Source organism: Nocardioides allogilvus (assembly GCF_003047285.1).
In the GTDB taxonomy this organism is placed as follows: Bacteria; Actinomycetota; Actinomycetes; order Propionibacteriales; family Nocardioidaceae; genus Nocardioides; species Nocardioides allogilvus.
The window spans coordinates 413,434-432,967 of the sequence record NZ_PZYX01000001.1 but is presented as its reverse complement, the minus strand read 5'-3'; the positions used below and the strand labels follow the sequence as shown (position 1 = coordinate 432,967).

16 protein-coding genes are annotated in these 19,534 nt (G+C 70.9%); 7 read left to right on the top strand and 9 right to left on the bottom strand.

The genetic code is table 11. The features are described from left to right. Position 1: 1 nt before the first annotated feature. Together C9J87_RS02110 and C9J87_RS02105 are read right to left on the bottom strand one after the other, a co-directional pair. On the bottom strand, positions 2-1,378 hold the full coding sequence (locus C9J87_RS02110) for an ABC transporter substrate-binding protein (protein WP_010834057.1): 1,377 nt from the start codon (positions 1,376-1,378) through the stop codon (positions 2-4). Positions 1,379-1,434: 56 nt separating this feature from the next. Then, on the bottom strand, positions 1,435-1,818 hold the full coding sequence (locus tag C9J87_RS02105; protein WP_198652218.1) for a type II toxin-antitoxin system PemK/MazF family toxin: 384 nt from the start codon (positions 1,816-1,818) through the stop codon (positions 1,435-1,437). A 36-nt stretch (positions 1,819-1,854) separates the two neighbouring features. Between C9J87_RS02105 and C9J87_RS02100 the strand changes: the two genes are divergently transcribed. After that, positions 1,855-2,457, top strand: a complete 603-nt coding sequence (locus C9J87_RS02100) for a hypothetical protein (RefSeq protein WP_107704590.1) — start codon at positions 1,855-1,857, stop codon at positions 2,455-2,457. Between the two features lie 136 nt (positions 2,458-2,593). Here C9J87_RS02100 and hrpA read toward each other — a convergent pair whose 3' ends face one another. Then, the gene (hrpA, locus tag C9J87_RS02095; RefSeq protein WP_107704589.1) at positions 2,594-6,394 is read right to left on the bottom strand and encodes an ATP-dependent RNA helicase HrpA; all 3,801 of its coding nucleotides are present in this window, start codon (positions 6,392-6,394) and stop codon (positions 2,594-2,596) included. Between the two features lie 69 nt (positions 6,395-6,463). Next, positions 6,464-7,057 (bottom strand): TetR/AcrR family transcriptional regulator, encoded by a 594-nt coding sequence (locus tag C9J87_RS02090; RefSeq protein WP_010834061.1) that lies wholly within the window; start codon positions 7,055-7,057, stop codon positions 6,464-6,466. A 49-nt stretch (positions 7,058-7,106) separates the two neighbouring features. On the opposite strand from C9J87_RS02090, the gene C9J87_RS02085 reads away from it, so the two are divergent. After that, on the top strand, positions 7,107-8,639 hold the full coding sequence (locus C9J87_RS02085; RefSeq protein ID WP_010834062.1) for a flavin-containing monooxygenase: 1,533 nt from the start codon (positions 7,107-7,109) through the stop codon (positions 8,637-8,639). Continuing rightward, positions 8,636-9,463, top strand: a complete 828-nt coding sequence (locus C9J87_RS02080) for an SDR family NAD(P)-dependent oxidoreductase (RefSeq protein WP_107704588.1) — start codon at positions 8,636-8,638, stop codon at positions 9,461-9,463. The genes C9J87_RS02085 and C9J87_RS02080 overlap by 4 nt, the downstream gene beginning before the upstream one ends. Positions 9,464-9,469: 6 nt before the next feature. On the opposite strand, the gene C9J87_RS02075 is transcribed toward C9J87_RS02080, so the two are convergent. After that, complete coding sequence (locus C9J87_RS02075; protein WP_198652216.1) at positions 9,470-10,459, bottom strand: trypsin-like serine peptidase; 990 nt, start codon at positions 10,457-10,459, stop codon at positions 9,470-9,472. A 97-nt stretch (positions 10,460-10,556) separates the two neighbouring features. On the opposite strand from C9J87_RS02075, the gene C9J87_RS19565 reads away from it, so the two are divergent. Then, positions 10,557-11,129 (top strand): DUF402 domain-containing protein, encoded by a 573-nt coding sequence (locus C9J87_RS19565; RefSeq protein ID WP_157953090.1) that lies wholly within the window; start codon positions 10,557-10,559, stop codon positions 11,127-11,129. 3 nt (positions 11,130-11,132) lie between these two features. On the opposite strand, the gene C9J87_RS02065 is transcribed toward C9J87_RS19565, so the two are convergent. Both C9J87_RS02065 and C9J87_RS02060 read right to left on the bottom strand, forming a co-directional pair. Then, positions 11,133-12,482 carry a threonine/serine exporter family protein gene (locus tag C9J87_RS02065; RefSeq protein WP_051204237.1) on the bottom strand — a complete coding sequence of 450 codons (1,350 nt, stop codon included), beginning with the start codon at positions 12,480-12,482 and terminating at the stop codon, positions 11,133-11,135. Positions 12,483-12,516: 34 nt separating this feature from the next. Continuing rightward, on the bottom strand, positions 12,517-12,879 hold the full coding sequence (locus tag C9J87_RS02060) for a YciI family protein (protein WP_010834067.1): 363 nt from the start codon (positions 12,877-12,879) through the stop codon (positions 12,517-12,519). Between the two features lie 160 nt (positions 12,880-13,039). On the opposite strand from C9J87_RS02060, the gene C9J87_RS02055 reads away from it, so the two are divergent. After that, a complete protein-coding gene (locus tag C9J87_RS02055; protein ID WP_107704587.1) occupies positions 13,040-14,179 on the top strand; it encodes a glutamate--cysteine ligase in 1,140 nt (379 codons plus the stop codon). Between the two features lie 16 nt (positions 14,180-14,195). On the opposite strand, the gene C9J87_RS02050 is transcribed toward C9J87_RS02055, so the two are convergent. After that, positions 14,196-15,305: an FUSC family protein gene (locus C9J87_RS02050; RefSeq protein ID WP_010834069.1), complete on the bottom strand. Its 1,110-nt coding sequence runs from the start codon at positions 15,303-15,305 to the stop codon at positions 14,196-14,198. A gap of 105 nt (positions 15,306-15,410) precedes the next feature. On the opposite strand from C9J87_RS02050, the gene C9J87_RS02045 reads away from it, so the two are divergent. Continuing rightward, positions 15,411-16,820 carry a WS/DGAT/MGAT family O-acyltransferase gene (locus tag C9J87_RS02045; RefSeq protein ID WP_010834070.1) on the top strand — a complete coding sequence of 470 codons (1,410 nt, stop codon included), beginning with the start codon at positions 15,411-15,413 and terminating at the stop codon, positions 16,818-16,820. Here the strand turns inward: C9J87_RS02045 and C9J87_RS02040 are convergent. After that, positions 16,817-17,977 carry a site-specific DNA-methyltransferase gene (locus C9J87_RS02040; protein ID WP_107704586.1) on the bottom strand — a complete coding sequence of 387 codons (1,161 nt, stop codon included), beginning with the start codon at positions 17,975-17,977 and terminating at the stop codon, positions 16,817-16,819. The two genes, C9J87_RS02045 and C9J87_RS02040, sit on opposite strands and share 4 nt — an antisense overlap. Positions 17,978-18,111: 134 nt before the next feature. On the opposite strand from C9J87_RS02040, the gene C9J87_RS02035 reads away from it, so the two are divergent. After that, entirely contained in the window at positions 18,112-19,530 is a 1,419-nt protein-coding gene (locus C9J87_RS02035) for a phosphodiester glycosidase family protein (RefSeq protein WP_157953089.1), read from the top strand. Positions 19,531-19,534: the final 4 nt, after the last annotated feature.

Below are 19,534 nucleotides of genomic sequence, written 5' to 3'. Positions count from 1 at the left end.
GCTAGTCGGTCGGGGACTCCGACGGCGCCGGCGACTCGGTGAACGACTCGGGGTCGAGCACCGAGCGGGAGACATTGTCGATCTCCTCGGTGGCGAGCTCGAGGTCGAGGACACCGGGGCTGGTGACGAGGTCGTCCAGGAGCGGGGAGACGGCCGTCTCCAGCTCGGGCCCGGTGGCCAGCAGCGGCGGGATGATCATGCCGCGGATCGCGGAGTTGAAGACCGACGCGTGGGCCGGCTGGCGGTCCGGCCACAAGAAGGCGTCGGAGCCGGCGACCTCGGTGTTGGCCGGGACGATGTAGCCGGTGCGGGTCACGATCTCGAGCGCGGCGTCGGAGACGGCGTAGGCGAGGAAGTCGGCGGCGTCGTTGACCCGCTCGGAGTCGGCGGAGATGCACAGCCCGTCGATGTCGCCCACGGTCGCGGGTGAGTCGATGACCGGCATCGAGATGGTGTCGAAGGACAGCGAGTCGACCGCGCGCAGCTCGGGGACGAGGTCGCGGAAGCCGGCGATCATGGCGAGCTTGCCGCGCTTGAACAGCTGCAGGGCGGTCGCCTTGCGCAGCTCGTCGGCGCTCGGCGTCAACGTCGTGTCGCGCAGGATCGCCAGCGTCTGGTCGAGGGCCGAGCGGGTGCCGTCGTCGGAGAAGGCGAGCGAGGTGGGGTCGTCGTCCTCGTCGAAGACCTGGCCGCCGCCGGAGTAGATGAAGGGTGCGAGCCCGCGCAGGGTGGGCTCGATCCAGACGCCGTCGACCTTGCCGCGGCGCGTCGCGAACTGGGCAGCGGCGGCGAACTCCGCGAGCGACCAGCGGTCGCTGCGCACGTCGTTCTTCACGGACGGTACGTCGAGCCCCCGGCGCTCCATCTTGTCGAAGTCGATGAGGTCGTCGTTGTAGTAGATGACCATCGGCGAGACCGAGTAGGCCATGCACTGCAGCTCGTCCTCGTAGGCGAACGCGTCGACGGCGTCGCGCGAGAAGCGGTCACCGAAGTCGACGCCACGCTCGTCGAGCAGCAGGCCGACCGGCCGCGTCGCGTCGGCGTCGGCGATCTGTCGCAGGTCGCGGCGACTGGTCAGGAAGACGTCGGGCGCGTCGCCCTCGAGGACCGACTCGAGCGCCTGCTCGTGGTTGGCCCAGGTGACGAGCTTGACCTCGCGCGTCTGGGAGGTCGCGTTGAACGAGTCGACGACGCGCTGGAAGGCCTTGAGCTCGGTGGGGTGGCCGAAGGCGCCGAAGGTCAGCGTCCGCGGCTCCTCGGCGGTGCCCGCGCTCGGCTTGGGCGTGGGCTCGGGTGCGGGCTGCTGCTCCTCGGAGCAGGCCGCGAGCCCGAGACTGAGCACCAGCGCAGCCGTCATCGCCATCAGCCGCCGCGTCATCCGTGCCCTGCTTCCCGTTGCCTTGTCCTGCCTCGGCAACCCTAATGGGCCGCCGGTCACTGCGCCGCGTGGTGTCCGGCTGCCTCGAGCACCTGGGCGAACAGCACCGGGTCGAGGGCGGCTCCCTCGCGCCGTACGCCATCACGCGTCAGCGGGACCAGCCGGTCGAGCCGCACCTCGCTGGGGCGGCCCTCGGAGTCCCAGCCACCGGCGCCGACGTCCATCCAGAAGCGACCGTGGGCCGCCTCGTCGGCGGCGTCGCGGTCGTGGTCCTGGCTGGAGAGATAGAGCCCGACCCAGCCGTCGCCCTCGACACGCAGCACCAGCACCGGCCGGTCCTTGCCCTGCGACGGATCGTCCTCGTAGGCCACCCACGCCCAGACGACCTCGCCGGGATCTGGCTCGCCGTCGATCTCGGGGGCGTAGGTCTCGCTCGACATGGCCATGAGCATAGGGGCGGCTCCTAGAGTGGATGGATGCCCGACTCCGACTCCCCCCGACACCACCGACCGTCCGTTCCGGGCGCGACGTTCTTCGAGGAGATCAGCGACGGCGCCGACCCGGCCGCGATCCGCGAGGCCGGTGACCTCGCCGCCACGCTGCTGGTGCGCGGGGCCCAGGGAGCCCACGACCACGACCTGGTCGAGCGGGTGCTGCACCTTGCCGACACCGAGGGTCTCGAGACGCTCGCCGAGGTGTGGTCGGGCGCCCCGGCCGACACGCTGGCGGGCTGCCTGTGGCGGCTCTACGTCCTCCGAGCGTGGGTGCACCGCTCACCGTCGGCCGTCGCTGCGGAGTACGACGCCGGGCTGGCCGGCGCCCAGGTCGCGCGCGTGGTGGCGGGGGTGGCCGACCCACCCGGTCCCGACGAGGTCAAGTCGATGATCGACGAGGTGCTGCGCGGCATCGTCGGCGACTTCGCCGTCACGCTGCTCCGCGCCTCCGCATTCGCCCGGGTCGTGGCCACCGGCCGCGCCACCGTCGCGGGCTCGATCCACGCCGACACCGTGAGGATGCTCACGCTCGCCGAGCAGCTCGAGGCGGCGGGCCACCTCGAGCTCCGCGGTGCGCTGGCCTGAGCGAGATCTCGACGTAGACTCTCCCCCGGAGCACGCCGGATCGCGGCAGCCCCGGGTCCCAAAATTAGCCGCTACGAGCGGCCACGCGCCGTGAGGCGCTCCCGGTCCGGCGTGCCCCACTGACTTCGCCGGCCGCTCAGCCCGCGGCGAGTGCCTTGCGGATCCGCTGGTCGCTGACCGAGCCCTTCGTGCCGAGGTGCTGCGCCCACAGCGACACGCGGTACTCCTCCAGCAGCCAGCGCACGGCGCGCTGTCCGGCGCTCGGCGGTCGACCGGGCGGCAGCGCGGCGACCTGGTGCAGCCAGGCGTCCTGCAGGTCGGCCATCTGGTCCATCAGCTGCCGGTCGCGCGCGACCTGCTCGTCCAGCTTGGCGCGGCGGTGCTGCACCGCTGCGAGGTAGCGCGGGAGCTCGCGCAGCTGGATGGCTCCCGCCTCGCCGATGAAGCCGCGCGACATCAGCCGCTGGACCTGCGTCTTCATGTCCGTCAGCGCCGGCAGCGTCAGCAGCTCGGCCCGCCCGGACAGCTCCTTGTCGCACGCACGCCACGCGCCCAGCACCCGGATCACGTCGTGGACGCAGGCGGTCACCGCCGCCGTGTGGTCGCGCCGGGCGACGGCCAGCAGGGCGTCGTACGCCGCCTCGTCCCGCACCTCCGGACGCGCGTCGACGAGGTCGCCGACGACGGCCGCGCGGACGTCGTCCACGAGCTCGCCGACCGTCGGGTACGGCGATGCGACCAGCGCCAGCATGCTGAACTGGTCGAGCCCGAGCTGGTCGACGGTGGGTGACCCGCCGAGGGCGAGCAGGAGCAGGCGGCGTACGCCCAAACGGTGGCGGGCAGCGGCCTCGACAGCGGACGCGCAGACCTGGACGCCGACGGTGCTGCCCTCGTCGACCAGGGCCGGGAAGCCGCGGACCTCGTGGCCGGCGCGGAGCTGCGTGAAGGACTCCTCGAGGGTGCCGAACGTCCAGCTCGTCTGGCCGGTCGCGGAGACGCCCGAGTCGGCGGCGACGTCGGCGATCGCCTGCTCGAGGCTGGGTCGCAGCGGCTCCTTGAGCGACTCGAGGTCCTTGCCGCGGGCGGCCTCGCCACCGTCCTCGTCGACGACCTTGAACGTCGGCTGGAGGTGGCCGGGAACCTTGCTCCAGTCCCACGCGTCGCGGGGGACGACGATGCCGGTGCCGGCCACGAGATAGCGCTCGAGGGCGTCGAGCAGCGGCTCAGCGCCGGCGGGCACGGCCGCGAGGAACTCGCGCGCCTTGTTGGGGGCCGGAACGAAGTTGACGCGGAGGTTCTTGGGCAGGCTGCGGATGAGCTCGGTGACGAGCTCCTCGCGCAGGCCCGGCACCAGCCAGGAGAAGTCGGCCGCCTCGACCCGGTTGAGGGTGGCGACCGGCACCTCGATCGTGATGCCGTCGTCGGCCGCGCCCGGCTCGAAGTGATAGCTGATGGGGAAGGTCAGCCCGACCTCGTCGGAGTCGTGCCAGCTGGTCGGGAAGTCGGTCGCGCGGACCTCGTCGGCGCCGGCGTGGGTGAGCATCTCCGGGTCGAAGGTGAGCAGGTCGGGCTTCGTCCGGCGCTCGCGCTTCCACCACTGGTCGAAGTGGGCGCCGCTGACGACCTCGGGGCCGACGCGGGCGTCGTAGAAGTCGAAGAGCGTCTCCTCGTCGACCACGATGTCGCGCCGGCGGGCGCGGTGCTCGAGCTCCTCGGCCTCGTCGAGGAGCTGTCGGTTGGTGTGGAAGAAGGCGTGCTGCGTGCGCCACTCCCCCTGCACCAGCGCATGCCGGATGAAGAGCTCGCGTGACAGCGCCGGGTCGACCTTGCCGAAGGTGATCAGCCGGTCGGCGACGAGGGGGACGCCGTAGAGCGTGACCTTCTCGTGGGCCATCACCGACGCCCGCTTCGCCGACCAGTGCGGCTCGGAGTAGGTGCGCTTGACCAGGTGGGCGGCCAGTGTCTCGGCCCACTCCGGCTTGATCGCGGCGTTCTGGCGACCCCACAGCCGGCTCGTCTCGACCAGCTCGCCGGCCATCACGAAGGCCGGGTTGCGGCCCTTGAGCACGCTGCCCGGGAAGATCGCGAAGCGCGCGCCGCGCGCCCCGACGTACTCCCGCATCGCCTTGCGCTCGCCCGGTCTCGGCTGCGCCCGCTCCTCGAGGGCGCCGATGTGGCTGAGGAGCCCCGACAGCAGCGCCTGGTGGATGCCGTCGGCGTCGGGCAGGTCAGCCGGCTGCCCGAGGTCGACCTTCATCTCCTTGCAGACCTGGCGCAGCTGCGACTCGAAGTCCTGCCACTCGCGCACGCGCAGGTAGTTGAGGAACTCGCGCTTGCACATCCGGCGGAAGGCGCTCGAGCTGAGCTCGCGCTGCTGCTCCTTGATGTGGCGCCAGAGGTTGAGCCAGGTGAGGAAGTCGGAGGTCTCGTCCTTGAAGCGGGCGTGCTGCTGGTCGGACTGCGCCTGCATCTCCGCCGGGCGCTCGCGCGGGTCCTGGAGGCTGAGCGCCGCGGCGATCACGATGACCTCGCGGACGCAGCCGAGGCGCTCGGCCTCGAGGATCATCCGGCCGAGTCGCGGGTCGATCGGCAGCCGGGCAAGGCGTCGGCCGAGCTTGGTGAGGGTGGGGCCGGCAGGGGGCGGACCTGGCTTCGACACGCTCGCCGGCGATCGGCGCTCCACCAGCGTCGAGAGGGCGCCGAGCTCCTCCAGCAGCTCGATGCCGGCCTTGATGTTGCGGTTGTCCGGCGGCTCGACGAACGGGAAGCGGCCGACGTCGCCGAGCCCGAGCGAGGTCATCTGGAGGATGACGCTGGCGAGGTTGGTGCGCAGGATCTCCGGGTCGGTGAACTCGGCGCGGCCCTCGAAGTCCTCCTCGGAGTAGAGCCGGATCGCGATGCCGGCCTCGACACGGCCGCAGCGACCGGAGCGCTGGTTGGCGCTGGCCTGGCTGATCGGCTCGATCGGCAGTCGCTGCACCTTCGTCCGCAGCGAGTAGCGCGAGATCCGCGCGACGCCGGTGTCGATGACGTAGCGGATGCCCGGCACGGTCAGCGAGGTCTCGGCCACGTTGGTGGCGAGCACGATGCGCCGTACGGACATGTTGTGGCTGGAGAAGACGCGGTGCTGCTCGGCCGCGGACAGCCGGGAGTAGAGCGGCACGACCTCGAGCCGGTCGCTCTTGAGCGCGTCGAGGGCGTCAGCGGTGTCACGGATCTCGCGCTCGCCCGGCAGGAAGACCAGGACGTCGCCCGGACCCTCGGCCGACAGCTCGCGGACCGCCGCGAGGATCGCTTCGGTCTGGTCGCGCTGGACCGGCTCGCCCTCGGCGTCGGCCTCGGGCAGCTCGAGGAGCGGGCGGTAGCGGATCTCGACCGGGAACGTCCGGCCCGTCACCTCGACGACGGGTGCGTCGAAGTGCTGGGCGAAGCGCTCGACGTCGATGGTCGCGCTGGTGATGATCAGCTTGAGGTCGGGCCGGCGCGGCAGCAGCCGCTTGAGGTAGCCGAGCAGGAAGTCGATGTTGAGGGAGCGCTCGTGCGCCTCGTCGATGATGATCGTGTCGTACTTGCGCAGCTGGCGGTCGCGCTGCAGCTCCGCGAGCAGGATGCCGTCGGTCATCAGCTTGATCCGCGACTGGCGCGAGGTGCGGTCGGTGAAGCGCACCTGGTAGCCGACCACGTCACCCAGCTCGGTGCCGAGCTCCTCCGCGATCCGCTCGGCCACGGAGCGGGCCGCGATCCGGCGCGGCTGGGTGTGCCCGATCAGCTTGCCGTCGGCGGCCCGGCCCAGCTCGAGGCAGATCTTGGGGAGCTGCGTCGTCTTCCCGGACCCCGTCTCGCCCGCGATGATGACGACCTGGTGGTCGCGAATGGCAGCCGCGATGTCGTCACGGCGCGCGGAGACCGGCAGGGCCGGCGGGTAGGAGATCTGCACAACCGGATCATTCTCCCGCACCCCGCAACCGAGTTCGGTCCGGGTGGCGTACGGCGATCGCCGTACGCCTCAGGTGAGGTCGACCAGTCCCGGCAGCGACAGGGCGAGCACCTCGAGCAGCTGGTCGCGGGTGATCGTGGTCGGGTCCTCCGCCCAGGTGAGCACCATCTCCTCGGTCATCGCGGACCAGCCGCGCACGACCAGCCGCGACTGCGGGGTGTCCGTCAGGATCTGCCCGAGCGAGTCCTCGCGGAAGATCCGGTCGGTGAGCGCGAAGCGACCCTTCTCGTAGACCGCGCGGACCTCGTCGGTGCCACCGGCCGCAGCCCGCACCAAGGAGCGGTAGAGCGTCAGGTTGTCGAGCACGTAGTCGACGTAGACACCCAGGGACGTGAGGAGCCGTTCGAGCGGCTCCCCCTCGGCCGGGGGGGCGGTCTTCTCCACGAGGTCCTCGACGGCGTGCCGGATGACGGCCAGGCGGAAGTCCTGCTTGGAACCGAAGTAGTGGTAGAGCAGGCCGCGCGAGACACCGGCCTCCTCGGCGAGCACGTCGATGGAGATCTCGTCGACCGACCGGGTCGCGAACAGCTGCGCGCCGAGCTCGAGGAGCTGCGCGCGCCGCGCGTCGGGCGAGAGTCGGGTCCGCGCCGGAGAAGTGGTCATGCACACATCCTATTGACGGATATTCAATAACGCCAATAGTCTCCTCCCCATGACCCAGCGCACTGCTCCCCTGCCCGCAGCCGTCGACCACCTCGTGATCGGTGCCGGCTTCGCCGGGCTCGGCGCGGCGATCAAGCTCGCCGAAGCCGGCGAGGACGACTTCCTCGTCATCGAGAAGGACGGTGGCATCGGCGGCACCTGGCGAGCCAACACCTATCCCGGTGCGGCGTGCGACGTCCCCAGCCAGCTCTACTCGTACTCCTTCGCACCCAACCCCGACTGGTCGATGTCGTTCTCCCCGCAGCCGGAGATCGAGGCCTACCTGCGCGACGTGGCGGAGAAGTCGGGCACGCTCGACCGGTTCTCCTTCGACACCGAGCTGACCGACGCGCGGTGGGACGAGAGCGACCAGCGCTGGCACGTCACCACGTCGCGCGGCGAGGTCGTGGCCAAGGCCCTCATCTCGGGCTCCGGCGGACTGTCCGTGCCGAAGATGCCCGAGATCGACGGCATCGAGACCTTCCAGGGCGAGGTCTTCCACTCCGCCCGCTGGGACCACGACGTCGACCTCGCCGGCAAGCGCGTCGCGATCATCGGCACTGGTGCGTCCAGCATCCAGATCGTCCCCGCGATCCAGCCCGACGTCGCCCAGCTCGACGTCTACCAACGCACCGCGCCCTATGTCCTGCCGCGCAACGACCGCCGCTACACCCGCCTCGAGAGGCTGCTCTTCAAGCACGTCCCCGTCGTGCAGAAGGCCTACCGCACCGGGATCTACTGGGCGCGTGAGCTCTACGTCCCGGGCTTCGTGTGGAACCCCGCACTGGCCACACCCGCCAAGAAGCTCGCGCTCGCCAACCTCGCGAAGGGCATCCAGGACCCCGAGCTGCGCGCCAAGGTCACCCCGACCTACCAGGTCGGCTGCAAGCGCATCCTGATCTCCAACACCTACTACCCCGCGCTCGCGGCCGACAACGTCGACCTGGTCACCGACCCGATCGCCAAGGTCACCGGCAACGCGATCGTCACCGCCGACGGTGTCGAGCGACCCATCGACGTACTCATCGTGGCGACCGGCTTCCAGACCACCGAGCAGCCGATCGCCGAGCTCATCCACGGCCGTGACGGCGCGTCGCTCTCCGACGTGTGGGCCGAGCACGGGATGGCGTCCTACAAGGGCACCGCGACCCGGGGCTTCCCCAACCTCTTCCAGGTCGTCGGCGCCAACACCGGTCTGGGACACACCTCGATGGTCTTCATGATCGAGTCGCAGCTCGCCTACATCGTTGACGCGCTGACCACCATGCGGCAGCGGGGCGTGGCAGCGGTCGAGCCGCAGCAGGCCGTCCAGGACGAGTGGAACGACGACATCCAGCGGCGCATGAAGCGCACGGTGTGGAGCACCGGCGGCTGCTCGAGCTGGTATCTCGACGCCCACGGCAAGAACACCACCCTGTGGCCGCGCGCGACCTTCACCTTCCGCAAGCTGATGTCGCGCTTCGACGCGGAGAGCTACGACCTCGCGCCCGCGAAGGCCACCTCACAGCACGCCACCACGCAGACCGAAGGAGCCAGCGCATGAGCCTCAAGACACTGCAGGACAAGGTCGTCGTCATCACCGGCGCCGGCTCCGGGATCGGGCGCGAGCTCGCCCGGCAGTCCGCCCAGCAAGGTGCGCTGCTCGCCATCTCCGACTGGAACCCCGACGGCCTCGCCGAGACCGTCGAGATCGTCAAGGCGCTCGGCGCCGAGGTCCGCAGCGACGTCGTCGACGTCTCCGACCGGGCCGCGATGGCGCAGTGGGCGACCGACGTGGTCGGCCAGTTCGGCCGGGTCAACCTGGTCGTCAACAACGCCGGCGTCACGATGAGCGGCGACTTCGAGAACATGACCTACGAGGAGTTCGACTGGATCGTCGGGGTCAACCTCGACGGTGTCGTCAACGGCACCAAGGAGTTCCTCCCCCACCTGATCGCCTCCGGCAACGGCGCGCTGGTCAATCTCTCGTCGCTGTTCGGGCTGGTCTCGATGCCCGGGCAGAGCGCCTACAACGCCACGAAGTTCGCGGTCCGCGGCTTCACCGAGGCACTGCGCGAGGAGATGCTGATCAACGGCCACCCGGTGACCGTCACCAGCGTCCACCCCGGCGGGATCAAGACCGGCATCGCGCGCAACGGCCGCACCACGGCCGGCGAGGACCACGAGCAGCTCTCGGACCTGTTCGAGAAGAAGCTCGCGCGGATGCCCGCCGACAAGGCGGCGCGCATCATCCTCAAGGGCGCGCTCTCCGGCAAGGCGCGCGTGCTCGTCGGTATCGACGCCCACGTGCTGCACCACTTCGCCAAGCTCGTGGGCTCGCGCTACCAGGACGTCATCGCCCGGGTGGCGCCGCGCCTGATGCCCTGACCCCGCTCACAGCCCCCGGGCCAGCCTGACGAGCCTGACGATGTCAGAGCCTCCGGAGCAGTAGTTCTCCCGGTCCTCGACGTCGTGCGCGGAGACGACGGAGACGGCGTACGGGCCGTCGGACCACCAGGCGAACATCGGGCCACCGGAGTTCCCGGGGTTGATGTCCGCGTCGGTGTCCATCGCCCGGCCGGAGCCGAAGTCCCACGCGTGCTCGTTGAGCCACTTGCTGCGCTGCCACGTCGGCCAGGCCGCGCCGCCGACGTCGCCGGGGTAGCCGACGTTGTACCAGTACGCGTCGCCGTCCCAGCTGCTCGAATAGGTGCGGCAGCCGAGCCAGCCGAACCTGTCCCCGATCGGGTCCGCGACCTCGAGGACGGCATAGTCCTCGTCCAGCTCCGTCCAGCCCACGGTCCCGGTGACCTGGGTGTAGGCGAAGACGCGCCGGATGGGCGACACCGCCGACACGGTGGCGCCGGCGCGGTGCACCTCGACGGTGCCGTTGACCCCGCCCGGGACCGACCAGTTCACGACGTGGCTGGCGGTGAGGACGTGGCGCGGGCCGATGATCACCCCGGAGCCGGAGCCCACGCTGGTGATCACCTTGCACACGCACCCCCACGGGTAGGAGCGGTCGCTGTAGGTCCGCCGCTCGTCGCTGCCCAGGACGACGGCGGGCTGGAGCTCCTTGCCCCGGAACCGGATGCGCGGGCGGTAGCCCTCCTGGCGCAGCGCGGCGACCGGTCGCGACCGGATGTCGGACCAGTCCGGCACCGAGAACTCGATCGGTTCGTCCGAGACGTCGGCCAGCATCTTCGCGTCGACCCGCACGACCTCGAAGGCCTCGAGGTCGGCCAGCGCGTCGAGGGACCTGAACACCTCCGGCACCTTCCCCGACCCCTCGCGGTCCACGTCCTCGCAGCGGACGTTGTCCACCGGACGATCCGGGTCGCACCGGTTCGACGACCGGTCGGTCTCACGCTTGTTCGTAGCCATGGTGCTCACTCCCCCTGTCAGGCCCCGCCCGATGCCGGGCCTCACCAGAGAGGAACGCGCAGGACTGCGTCAGATACGACCGCCTAGATTCCTTCCCATGACTCGTGCTCCCGGCGACCCGGTCCGCGTCGAGGTGACCAAGTGGGGCGATCGGCCCCACTGGCGCTTCGCCGGCGTCTGGCTCGGCTCTGATGCGTACGGCGAGTGGCTCGGCTTCCCCGCGGGCACCCACAACTCCCGGCCGGGGTTCGCCTTCGACTCCGAGGTCGACGCGGTCACCCTCGTGCCGCACGAGGGTCACTGGCTCGCCACCTTCCACGCTTCGGGGATCTGGTGCGACCTCTACATCGACGTCAGCACGCCGGCCACCTGGGACGGAGACGTCCTGCGCACCGTGGACCTCGACCTCGACGTGATCCGGATGGCCCCCGAGGACCCGGGCCTCTCGTTCACCGCTCCGCAGAACCAGCGCGCGGGGTGGGGCGAGGTCTTCATCGACGACGAGGACGAGTTCCTCGAGCACCAGGTCGCCTACGGCTACCCGCCCGAGGTGGTCGCCGCCGCTCGCGCCAGCGCGGACGGGCTGCACGCCGCGGTGGTGGCCGGCGCGGCGCCGTACGACAAGGTGGCGCACCTGCCCTGGCTGGCGTTGCTCGACCAGCGGGCCTGACGTTCAGACGATCCGGTCGGCCCGGGTCTCGCCGCGCTTCGTCGCCCGGAAGGGCCCCACGAGCCGCGGGCCGGAGAGCCGCGCCTCCATCCGGCGGGTCTCGCGCTTCAGGGGCTGGGCGAGGTACTCCCCCAGGATCACCCCGGACGCCAGCGCGACCGCGACCGAGGCCGCGGTCATCATCGCGACGATCCCCTCGGAGGTGCCGGAGCCGTCGGTGGCGAGCAGCGAGAGCCCGCGGTAGATCGAGAGGCCGGGCAGCAGCGGCACGATGGCGGACACCGCGACGACGAGAGGCGGCACCCGGAAGCGGCCGGCGACGCCGTAGGCGACCACGCCGATGATGAAGGCGCCGACGGCCGCCGCCCAGGTGCGACCGAAGCCGGTCTCGCTGACGACGGCGTTGAGCAGGGTCGCGACGCCGGAGGTGAGGGCGATCGGGAGCAGCGCGCGGCGGGGTGCGTAGCAGGCGAAGGCGAAGGCGGCGGCCGACACCGCGGCACCGACGACGGCGATGAGCACGTGGTTGCCGAGCGAGCGGCCCGGCACGAGCTGGCCGAGGTTGACCCCCAGCACGTCGGCCACCGAGAGGCCGCCGCTGACCCCCGCGATGATCCCGGCCGTGGCCAGCAGCGCCTCGATCACCCGCGCGCCACTGGTGACGTAGAACCCGGTCAGCGCGTCCTGGATCGCACCCATGAAGCCGATGCCGGCGAGCAGCATGACGATGTTGGCGGTGACCACGAGCGAGAAGTCGGCCGTGAGCGGGGTGGCCGCCAACCCGACCGCGAACAGGGTCGCGACCATCCCGCCCGCGACCTGGAGGTAGAACGTGGGCAGCCGGCGTCGGGCGAGCACGAGCTGCAGGCGGTCGATCGTCATGGCCGCGGCCGACGCGATCAGCGCGATCAGCCAGTCGCCGCCCAGGAAGACCGCGACGCTCGCGCACATCACGCCCCAGGCGAGCGTCACCGACCAGCGCGGCCAGGGATGCCCGGTCGAGAGGATCGTGGCCATGCGGGTGCGGGCGAGGTAGAGGTCGAGCTCGCCGGCGAGCACCTCGTGCACGAGGTGGTCGACCTGCGTCAGGTCGGCGTAGTCGATGTCGCGGTGCTTGACGTTGCGGATCATCAGCACCGGCGGGTCCTCGGGCGAGAGCTGGTAGCTCATGGACAGCGACGTGAAGGTCACGTCGATCTCCGGGTGCCGCAGGCCGAGGTGGAGGGCGACCGACTGCATGGTCGCGGTGACGTCGGCCGCGCCGGCGCCCGACGACAACAGCACCTCACCGATGCGCAGGCACAGGTCGATGGTCAGGTTGAGCTCGCGCGGATCGTCCACCACGGGGCCCATGGTTGCACCGGTCGCCGGGCGCGGGCAGGCGGGCTCAGGCGAGGCCGTCGAAGGGGCGCACCTCGACCTTGCCGCGGCACGCCGCGGACGCCTCGGCCGCGAGCGCGAGCGCGACGTCGAGGTCGGGTGCGTCGATGACCCAGAAGCCCGCGATGAGCTCCTTGGTCTCGAGGTAGGGGCCGTCGGTCATCACCGGCGTCTTCCCCTGGCCGTCGACGACGGTCGCGCTCGACGCCGACTGCAGGCCACCGGCGAAGACCCAGTAGCCGTCGGCCTTGAGCTTGTCGTTGAAGGCGCCGGTCTCGGCGAACGCCTCCTCCATCTCCTCCTTGGAGCCGTAGCTGCCGAACTCGTCCAGCTCGGCGGGCCCGTGCACGGTCATCAGGTAGTGCGTCATCTCGTTCCTCCTCGGTCCGGGCGGTCCGGTGACCGCCTCTCATTCACTCCACGAACGACGTCGGGCGCATACGACAAACGTGGCACAGAAATTGTTCGTCGTGACCTGGGGCCAGCCTCAGGGGTGACGCGGCGACGCGTCACATCCCTACGATGGCTGGGTGCGCATCGACTTCCCCATCGCCTTCCAGGCTTCGTCCGCGCCGACGATCGGGGTCGAGTGGGAGTTCGCGCTCGTCGACCGTGAGACCCGCGACCTCTCCAACACCGCGGCCGACCTGTTCGCCGCGGTCACGCCGGAGCTGGTCGACCCCTCTCGGCTGCACAAGGAGCTGCTGCGCAACACCGTCGAGGTCGTGACCGGCATCTGTACGTCGGTGGGCGAGGCCGTCGCCGACCTGCGCACCACCCTCGGGGTGGTCGTGCCCGCGGCGGACCGGCTCGGCGTCGACCTGCTCGGATCGGGCACGCACCCCTTCGCGAAGTGGTCGGCACAGCAGCTGACCGAGGGCCCCCGCTACGAGGAGCTGATCAACCGCACGCAGTGGTGGGGCCGGCAGATGCTGATCTGGGGCGTGCACGTGCACGTCGGGTTGCCGTCGCAGGACCGGGTGATGCCGATCATGTCATCGTTGCTCAACACCTATCCCCACCTCCTGGCCCTCTCCGCGAGCTCGCCGGTCTGGGCCGGCCTCGACACCGGTTATGCCTCCAACCGGTCGCAGATGTTCCAGCAGCTGCCGACCGCCGGGCTGCCCTTCACGTTCGACACGTGGGAGGAGTTCGAGGCGTGCATCGGTGACCAGGCCACGACCGGCGTCATCGACTCGATGTCCGACGTGCGCTGGGACATCCGGCCGGCGCCCCATCTGGGCACGATCGAGAACCGGGTCTGCGACGGCATGTCCGACATCACCGAGCTCGCTGCCCTGACCGCGCTGATCCACTGCCTGGTCGTCGACCTCGACACCCGCCTGGCGGCCGGGGAGACCCTGCCGACGATGCCGCCCTGGCACGTGCAGGAGAACAAGTGGCGAGCAGCGCGCTACGGCCTCGACGCGATCGTGATCCTGGACGCCACGTCGCGCGAGCGGCTGGTCACCGACGACCTCGACGACCTGCTCGAGCGCCTCACGCCGCTGTCGAAGCGGCTCGACTGCGAGGACGAGCTGCGCTCGGTCGCCGACATCCCCCGCAAGGGCGCCTCCTACCAGCGCCAGCGCAAGGTCGCCGCCGACACCAACGGCGACCTGGTCGCCGTCGTCGACTCGGTCGTCGCCGAGCTGCGGGCCTCCCTCTGACCCCGGCCCTGCGGCCTCAGCTGCGCGGCCGCGGGATCGCGTCGGTCGACTCCAGCTGGCCCATGCCCGTCAGCATCAGCAGGTCGGTGACGACCGCGCGCAGCTGCGCCAGCATCACCTCGACCGACAACGCGTCCTCGCGCGGCAGCTCGGAGGTCGCGATCCCGACGGCGATCAGCGCCGGCTGCGCCGCCACCGCCACCCGGTCGGCCTGAAGCTCGTCGGCGACGAGGTCGATCGCGGCCGCGAGGTCGCGCGCGACCAGCGGATAGGCCGACGGCACCGGCCGTCTCCTGTACGCCGCCAGCGCGACGTACCTCATCAGGACCCTCGTGCTGCGCAGCGACCTGTCCAGCGGCTCGACGAGCTCGGCCATCCGCCGGACGCCGGGCTTGTGCCGCACCCGGAACGGCGAGGAGGCCACCACCGCCAGGCCCTCGTCGGCGGCGCTGCGCAGCTCGGCGATGAGGTAGTCGGTGGAGCGGGCGTCGGCGAGCAGGTCGAGCGCGCGCTCCAGCTCGCCGTCGACCATCACGTCGGCGGCGGCCCGCAGCATCTCGGCCTCCTTGCGCAGCACGCGGGCAGCCTGTTCGCGCGGTCTGCGCAGGGCGGCGGCCGGCACGACCGTCGCGGCCACGAGCGCGACGGCACCACCGATCAGCGCGTCGGTCCAGCGGGTGAGGGCTCCGCCCGGGCTGACGATCAGCGTCGTGATGACGATCGACTGCACCGCGGCCTGGGTGACCATCAGCTGCCCGCCGTCGAGGAGGAAGGCCACCGACATCGCCAGCGCCACCACGATCGCGATCTGCCACCAGCCGGACCCGAGCCAGACCACCAGCAGGTCGCCGAGCAGCACGCCCAGGGCGACCCCGACCGTCACCTCCGCGACCCGGCGCAGCCGCTGTCCGTAGGACGTGCCGAGGCTGACGACCGCCGCGATCGGGGCGAAGAACGGGGTGTCGTGACCGAGCAGGTCCTTGGCGATCAGCCAGGCCACGCCAGCTGCGACGGCGCACTGGGCGATCGCGAAGGACTTCGAGCGCAGCCTCTCGACGCGGGTGCCCATCGACGTACGACCCCGCGACCAGGCCCGGTCGAGCCGATCGAGCGGGGTGGCCTCCATGGGCAGATCCTGCCAGAGCGTGACGGCTCGCCGGGATGGTCGTTTCCCTTGTGGCCCGACTCACATGGCGCGAGGATCGGGCTTGCGTCCAAGGAGGGACCCAGCATGGTGACACCGATCGACCCGACGTCCGTGGCTTTCCTGTATGCCGAGAGCCGCAAGCAACCGATGCACGTCGGGGGGCTCCAGCTGTTCGAGAAGCCCGCGGGTGCCGGTGACAACTACGCCCGGGAGATCTACGAGGCGAGCACCACGAGCGAGGCGGAGATCGCACCACTCTTCCTCAAGCGCCCCAAGCGCTCCCTGACGACCGCCGGGCAGTTCGTCTGGGAGCACGACACCCAGTTCGACATCGAGCACCACGTGCGCCACAGCGCCCTCCCCCAGCCGGGACGCGTCCGTGAGCTGCTCGACCTGTGCTCGCGCCTGCACTCCCAGCGGCTGGGCCGCGAGCGGCCGCTGTGGGAGAGCCACATCATCGAAGGACTCAACGACGGCCGGATCGCCGTCTACACCAAGATGCACCACGGGCTCGTCGACGGCATCTCCGCGATGCGGCTGATGGCGAACAGCATGTCGTCCGATCCCGACGAACGCGACATGCCGCCGCTGTGGGCAGCGCGACCTGCGCGGGCGAAGGTGGAGAAGGCCCGCGCGACCACCCAGCAGTCCCTGTCCGAGGTGCCGCTCTCGGCGCTGCGCTCGGCGCTGGCAGTCAGCGCCGACGCGGCCGGGATGCCCGGGGCGCTGGTCAAGACGCTCAACAAGAGCCTGCGCAACGAGACGTCGGCGCTGTCGCTGTATGCCCCTCGCACGATGTTCAACCAGCCGATCACCGGCTCGCGGCGCTTCGCGGGCCAGCAGTGGGAGATCGCGAGGATGACGAGCATCGGCAAGGCCACCGGCACGACGATCAACGACGTCGTGCTGGCGATGTGCAGCGGCGCACTGCGGCAGTACCTCCTCGACTTCGACGCGCTGCCCGACGCCTCGATGGTCTCCATGGTGCCGGTCGGTCTCCACGCCAAGGCGCCGAGCAACGCCTCCGCCGACGGTGGCAACGCGGTCGGCTCCGTGATGGTCCAGCTCGGCACCGACCTGGCCGACCCGGGCGACCGGCTCGCGAACATCCACCGTTCGATGAAGGCGGGCAAGGCCGCGCTCGCCTCGATGACACCGACCCAGATCATGGCGATGAGCGCGCTCGGCATGACTCCGTCGTTCCTGATCCCGATGCTGCGGCTGCAGGGGGTCGTGCGTCCACCGTTCAACGTCGCGATCAGCAACGTGCCCGGTTCACGCACCACGCAGTACTTCAACGGTGCCAAGCAGGTCGGCCAGTACCCGCTCTCCATCCCGATCAACGGCGTGGCGCTCAACATCACCTGCGTGTCCTACGACGGCAACATGGGCTTCGGCCTCACCGGCTGCCGGCGGACGGTGCCCCACCTGCAGCGGCTGCTGACCTACCTCGACGACGAGCTCGCCGCGCTCGAGAAGGCCGCGGGCCTCTAGCTCGAGCCGTGCCGCTCCGCGACCGCGGCGAGCCGGGCGCGGGTGATGTCGGCGACCGTGGCGAAGCCCGCGTTGGCGGCGTTCGAGCCCGGCCGGGTGGGCTCGCCGGAGTTGATGCTGATGCAGCGACGCGTGCCTGCGTCAGCGGCGTTGGCGAGCGCGACGGCGTGACCTGTCGTGCCGCTGCCGGCGAAGGGGTCGAGCACCACCGCGTCGGGCGGCATCGTGGCGAGGATGCGCCGGACCAGCCCGGTCGGCTTGGGCGACTCGAAGACGTGCCCGATCAGCCCCTTCAGCTCCGCGACTGCCGTGTCGGTGGAGCCGATCTCCTCGGAGAGCCAGATCGTGGTGAGCTTCTTGCGGCGGCCCCCGTCGCGGTGCAGCCAGTCGCGCTGGAAGACATCCACGCGGGTCCCGTTGCGACCGTTGATCTCGCGGCACACCAGGTCGTCGGGCCGCTCGTCGATGCGCGGGCGCGACCAGCGCCACACCGCGGGCCGGCCGTCGCCGAAGACCGGCCACACCTCCTGGGCGCCGTCGAAGTCGGTCGTCGCGACGGCGCCGGTCAGCGGGTCGCCGTACACGGGAAAGTGCAGGGTGCGCGAGGTGACCGGGTTGAACTTCTTGTTGGTGTTGCGCAGCGGGAGGTGGCGGAAGGCGCGCCCGTCGTCGGTGAGGAGCGGGAAGTCGTCGGCGTTGACCGTGTCGGGGCTGCTGGCGTCGAGGACGCACTGCTTGGCGTCGCGGGCGTAGGCGAAGAGGTATTCGTGACTGGTCGCGAAGCCCCCGCCGAGCTGGCGGCCCTTCGGATTGAGGTTGACGACGACCTGGGCGAGGAAGTTGGCCTCGCCGAAGACCTCGTCGAGCAGCAGTCGGAGGTACGCCGCCTCGTTGTCGTCGATGCTGATGAAGAGCGCGCCCGTGTCGGCCAGGACGTCGCGCATCGCCACCAGGCGCGGGCGCATCATCGCCACCCAGGCCTCGTGCCGGCTCGCGCGGCCGCCCCCGTCGGAGCGGAACGAATCGGCGTAGGCGAAGTCGTTGCCGGTGTTGTAGGGCGGGTCGGTGTAGATCAGGTCGACGCTGCCCGGCTCGAGGGTGGGGAGCACCTCGAGGTTGTCCCCCTCGATGAAGACGTTGTCCTCGCGCGCAGCCACGCCGGGCAGCCTAGTGGCGACAACCTTCCCCGCGGTGGGTTCGTCTTCCACTGGTGATGACGCCCCGACCGCCCAGCACCGACACGCCACCGACCTCGTCCGGCAGGCTTCGCCGCGCCTTTACTCTGGAGCGCGTGCCTTCCTCCACACGCGTGACCTCTGCCCTGCTCGCCGGTGCCCTCGGGTGCTCGATGCTCGCCGTCGCCGCGCCTGCCCTCTCCTCGCCCGAGAGCGTCCGTCCCACCTCGTCCGCCCAGGGCGACGGTGACGGCCTCGGGCCGCTCCAGCGGCGTGCGCTCCGCGAGCCCGGGACGGTCATGGGCAGGCCGGGACAGACCTCCGACGGCGTGCGCGCACGGATCGCGCGCCAGCTGCCCCGCGGCACCCGCGACGAGCCGGCCACGGTGACCAGCGACGTGACCTACGAGATCGCCCCCGGCATGACCATCCGCGAGTGGGACCAGACCGACTACCGCGGCCCGATCCGCGCCAACCTGCTCACCGTCGACCTCAACGCCCCGAACATCTCGTTGGACTACCTCGGCGCCAAGTACGCCGTCCGTACCAAGACCGTCAGCAAGCTGGGTGCCGCGGAAGGTGTCATCGGGGCGGTGAACGGCGACTTCTTCGACATCTCCGACACCGGGGCCGCCCTCGGCGTCGGCATCGACCGCCAGCGCGGCCTGGTCCAGGGCTCGGCCAGCGGCTGGATCCCCGAGAACGCCTCGTTCTACCTCGACTCCGCCGGCCAGCCGCAGGTCGGCCCGATGGTGACGCGGACCAAGCTCCGCCAGCGTCCGCGCTGGCCCGTCAGCGGCCTGAACGCCCCCACCATCGCCCCGGACTCGATCGGTGTCTACACGAGCGACTGGGGCTGGACCAAGGGCTACTCCGTCACCGACGGGGACAAGAAGGCCCGCGAGGTCGTCGTCGTCAACGGCAAGATCGTCTCCAACAAGGGCATCCTGTCCAAGGGCCGCAAGGTCAAGGGACAGGTCATGGTCGGGCGCGGTTCGGCCGCCAAGCTGCTGCGGGACCTCAAGGTCGGGCGCAAGGCGACCTTCAAGTACAAGGCCAAGCCCGGGGCCACCGTCGCCGTGTCCGGCGACCGTCCCCTGCTGCTCAACGGGGTGCAGACGGTCATCAACGACCGCCTCATGCACCCGCGTACGGCGGTGGGCATCGACGTCGACGGCCGGAAGCTGTTGTTCTTGGTGATCGACGGCCGCTCGGCCGTGAGCCGCGGCTACACCATGGTGGAGCTCGCGACCATGATGCGCGCGCTCGGCGCGGAGAGCGCGCTCAACTTCGACGGCGGCGGCTCCTCGACGCTCTACTCGCGCAAGGTGACCGGCGAGATGGGCGTCATCAACGAGCCGTCCTCGGGCGGCGTCGAGCGCAAGGTCGCCAACGGGGTCGGCATCTACTACAACGGCACGTTCCCGCCGATCCTGCCGCCCGTGCCGCCGACGCCGACCCCCACCCCGGCTCCGTCCCCGACCCCCACCGCGACCACGCCGCCGCCCACGACCCCCACTGCCGCCGGACGCTGACGCC

Excerpts from the sequence above, each read along its gene's own strand:
- C9J87_RS02060 (WP_010834067.1), bottom strand. The coding sequence starts at position 12,879 with ATGACGCACTACCTGATGACCGTGCACGGGCCCGCCGAGCTGGACGAG.
- C9J87_RS02110 (WP_010834057.1), bottom strand. The coding sequence starts at position 1,378 with ATGACGCGGCGGCTGATGGCGATGACGGCTGCGCTGGTGCTCAGTCTC.
- C9J87_RS02100 (WP_107704590.1), top strand. The coding sequence starts at position 1,855 with ATGCCCGACTCCGACTCCCCCCGACACCACCGACCGTCCGTTCCGGGC.
- C9J87_RS02075 (WP_198652216.1), bottom strand. The coding sequence starts at position 10,459 with ATGGCTACGAACAAGCGTGAGACCGACCGGTCGTCGAACCGGTGCGAC.
- C9J87_RS02105 (WP_198652218.1), bottom strand. The coding sequence starts at position 1,818 with ATGTCGAGCGAGACCTACGCCCCCGAGATCGACGGCGAGCCAGATCCC.
- C9J87_RS02045 (WP_010834070.1), top strand. The coding sequence starts at position 15,411 with ATGGTGACACCGATCGACCCGACGTCCGTGGCTTTCCTGTATGCCGAG.
- C9J87_RS02050 (WP_010834069.1), bottom strand. The coding sequence starts at position 15,305 with ATGGAGGCCACCCCGCTCGATCGGCTCGACCGGGCCTGGTCGCGGGGT.
- C9J87_RS02090 (WP_010834061.1), bottom strand. The coding sequence starts at position 7,057 with ATGACCACTTCTCCGGCGCGGACCCGACTCTCGCCCGACGCGCGGCGC.
- C9J87_RS02085 (WP_010834062.1), top strand. The coding sequence starts at position 7,107 with ATGACCCAGCGCACTGCTCCCCTGCCCGCAGCCGTCGACCACCTCGTG.
- C9J87_RS02065 (WP_051204237.1), bottom strand. The coding sequence starts at position 12,482 with ATGGGCCCCGTGGTGGACGATCCGCGCGAGCTCAACCTGACCATCGAC.
- C9J87_RS19565 (WP_157953090.1), top strand. The coding sequence starts at position 10,557 with ATGACTCGTGCTCCCGGCGACCCGGTCCGCGTCGAGGTGACCAAGTGG.
- C9J87_RS02080 (WP_107704588.1), top strand. The coding sequence starts at position 8,636 with ATGAGCCTCAAGACACTGCAGGACAAGGTCGTCGTCATCACCGGCGCC.